Below are 3276 nucleotides of genomic sequence, written 5' to 3' on the forward strand. Positions count from 1 at the left end.
GGGAATGTATGATTATGGCGCAAGATTCTATATGCCGGATATCGGAAGATGGGGTGTGGTGGATCCATTGGCGGAGAAAATGACAAGGCATAGTCCTTATAATTATGCGTTTAATAATCCGATAATGTTTATTGATCCGGACGGTAGAGAAGCTCTTAAAGGAGAAGCTGCCCAACAAGCTTTTATTAGACTCAGAAATTCAATATCAACACCAAAAGATGATATAACTGTTAATAATAAAGGTACTATTATAAATATTGTGAAAAATAATAAAACTAATAGATTTTTTGGCCAAAATGGGAAACAGCTTTTTTTTAATGATCCTGAAGGTGTTGATAAAATTAATTTGAAATCTGGAACATATAAAATGGGTGATCAATTATTTAATTATATTCCAAAGGGTCGCTTTTTTAGTTTTATGAAAGCCGCAGGATTTGATGCGTTACAATTTAATTTAAGAGCTAATAGAGCTAGTAAGAATGGTGATAAAGATGCAACTATGATTAACAGATATGCTGCATTACAAATAGCCAAAAAAGAATCTTATGACAAAGCTGATTTTGCAATGTCAACATTGCTTCCTACCTATTCTTATCCTGAATATGAAGATAATAGAAGAAGGCCTTTATTAGAAACCGTTGTAGAAACAGCAGATTATTTTAAATTTGGAGATTCTAATACTTTATATAATTTATTTGATGCTGGAAATTATATGTGGGGAGCGTGGATGCATTTGAATGGATTTGAAAAAAAAGCTGTTAAGTTTGGTTCAAATTTAAATGAAGTAATGAGGGGTAATATGGGAGACACTGCAGCAGATCAAAAATCAATTTTTAACGGATTTGATTTCACTGGTTATTAAATTAAGAATTAAAATGAAAGATAAAGTTCAATACATACCAATATCATTTTTTTTAGTAAATGTTTTTATTTATTTAATATTTCGTCTTATTTTTAAATATGATTTGAATAGAAAACTGTATTACGATTTTCATACCAATATTATTCCTATTTTAGTTTTATTGAATATTTTGGTTTCTATAATATTTTTTATATATCTATATTTAAAAAGGCGATATAATAAAATGAATTATGCATTATGTCCAATACTAATATATATTATACTTGCTGTTATCTTCTTAATTATTTCACTTAAATAATATTTTCATTGAGATATATAATGTTTAAATGGATATTTAAACTTAATATTAATAATATAAAAATGTAAAATCTTATCTCTCGGATTTGTAATCCGTGAGCAGAAATAAAGCCCCCCGCTGGCGCGAGCGTCTCGCTCGTGCTATTAGATACAAAGAACCCTCGCAAAATTGCAAGGGTTTTGTATGTAATGTAATTTCTACGAGTAGGCTTTTTTAACTTTATAATCTCTTATCAAAGCATCAATAATCCGACTGCAGAAGGCTATTTTAATTTTAAAAATAATAAGTATATTTACAACTATGCTGACCATTTAGGAAATGTACGTTTGAGTTACTTCAACAATGGCAGCGGAATAGAAGTTCTTGAAGAAAACAATTATTATCCTTTCGGGTTGAAGCATGAAGGGTATAATGCATTGGATGGAAATCCTGCTTATCAGTATAAGTATAACGGTAAGGAGCTCCAAACAGAAACGGGAATGTATGATTATGGCGCAAGATTCTATATGCCGGATATCGGAAGATGGGGTGTGCAAGACGAATTAAGTGAAAAATTTTCAAGTCATTCTAACTATAACTATGTTCTTAATAATCCTATTAATGGAATAGATCCCGATGGAAGGGATGTAATTTTTATTGGTGATTCAAAAGCTGTTCCTCTTTATGGTCATGGCGCCGTTATAATAGGAAACGAAAAAGATGGTTGGTATTATTATTCTATGAATGGCACTGGCGAAGGCTCTAGTCCTTATGGTGACTCTAAAAATCCAGATATAGGAACTTTTTTAGGATATGGTTTAAGTCCTAAGCAAGCGGTATTAAAAGCAAATAGTGTGAACCCTAATGAAAAGCATAATTATGATAAATATGGTGTAGTCAAGACCACTAAAGAAGAGGATGCAAAAATGAAACAGAAAGCGGCTGAAGCAGCGAGCAAAAAAAAATATATTGTCATAGGACAATCCTGTGTCAATGTTCCATTAGCGGCTTTTAATGAGCTGATCGCTATAAGAGCAAATGAAGTTAAAGAACCCCCTTATGTAAATTATTTTGCGCCGAATGCTTTCTTAAATAATTTACGGAATACTATAAACAATGTAAATAAATATTTGCCGATAGAAAATAAAATTGAACCACGCAAAAAAGCAGGTAAATTGATAGTTGGACCAGTAATCCCAATTGATGAAAACGGAAAAGATAAAAAGAAATGAAAATAAATAAATTCAAAATTTTTGCTGTTTTTGTTGCTCTTGGAGCATTTTTATACTACTTATTCGGTGTTTTTTCTTCATCAGTTGGCTGGTATGGATATAGAAAATGGGAACATCGAATAGGATCTACATCTATTCAAGAATCAAAAAGAAGAAAAGTGTTTGTTAAGGAATTGAATTTTATGATTATTGATTCTAATAATTTAAAAGGATTTGATTTCAAGCCATATATTGAAAGAGGATTCAAGTACGGTAAACACTCAATGAATGAAACAGTAATAGAAAGGCATAGTAATTATCCGTATAATTTGAGTTATGAAAGAAATAAGAACGATTCTATTGCTTTAGATATTTTTATAGAGGACAAGAAAAAACTTGATAGCTCAGATGTTAATTGGGGCTTTCTAAAAAATCCATATCTAAAAGATACTATAAGAATCCAAATTATAGGAGCAAAAGACAGCAGAGGGAGAAAAAAGAATGGAATTATAAAAATTTGGTAATAACCCAAACCCGATCTCGCGGCTTTGTAATCCGTGAGCAATAATAATAAAAGAACCCACCGTAATTGCGGTGGGTTTTATATATGATGTTCTGTTTTGTATATGGAAACAGAACTAAAGCGGAAATACTAGGTGGAGTTTAAGCTTGATTTTGCAGGGGGTGTTCAGCAAAGCATCACCCGTCATAAAAGGCTGAGTACAGATACCGACAAGGTCATTACCGAAAACTTTACCTATGATTCTCAGAATAGGCTTCTGACCCATACCCACCAGGTAGACAATAACCCGGTGGAATATTTAGCGCAGAATACCTACAACGAACTGTCTCAGCTTCAAACCAAAAAGGTTGGCGGAGCAAACTCAGGAAGCGGGCTTCAGACGGTAGATTATCAATATAATATT

General features: G+C 32.0%; 4 protein-coding genes. All 4 read left to right on the forward strand.

Going from position 1 to position 3276, the window contains the following annotated elements:
* On the forward strand, nt 1-862 hold an 862-nt coding region (locus tag U9K52_RS21095; RefSeq protein ID WP_322928005.1), incomplete at its 5' end, for an RHS repeat-associated core domain-containing protein.
* Nucleotides 863-1486: 624 nt separating this feature from the next.
* On the forward strand, nt 1487-2371 hold the full coding sequence (locus tag U9K52_RS21420; RefSeq protein WP_322928006.1) for an RHS repeat-associated core domain-containing protein: 885 nt from the start codon (nt 1487-1489) through the stop codon (nt 2369-2371).
* Complete coding sequence (locus U9K52_RS21105) at nt 2368-2874, forward strand: hypothetical protein (protein WP_322928007.1); 507 nt, start codon at nt 2368-2370, stop codon at nt 2872-2874. The genes U9K52_RS21420 and U9K52_RS21105 overlap by 4 nt, the downstream gene beginning before the upstream one ends.
* A gap of 132 nt (nt 2875-3006) precedes the next feature.
* The coding region (locus U9K52_RS21110) for a hypothetical protein (protein ID WP_322928008.1) at nt 3007-3276 on the forward strand (270 nt) is incomplete at its 3' end.

Source organism: Chryseobacterium sp. MHB01 (genome assembly GCF_034651565.1).
Lineage (GTDB): Bacteria > Bacteroidota > Bacteroidia > Flavobacteriales > Weeksellaceae > Chryseobacterium > Chryseobacterium nepalense.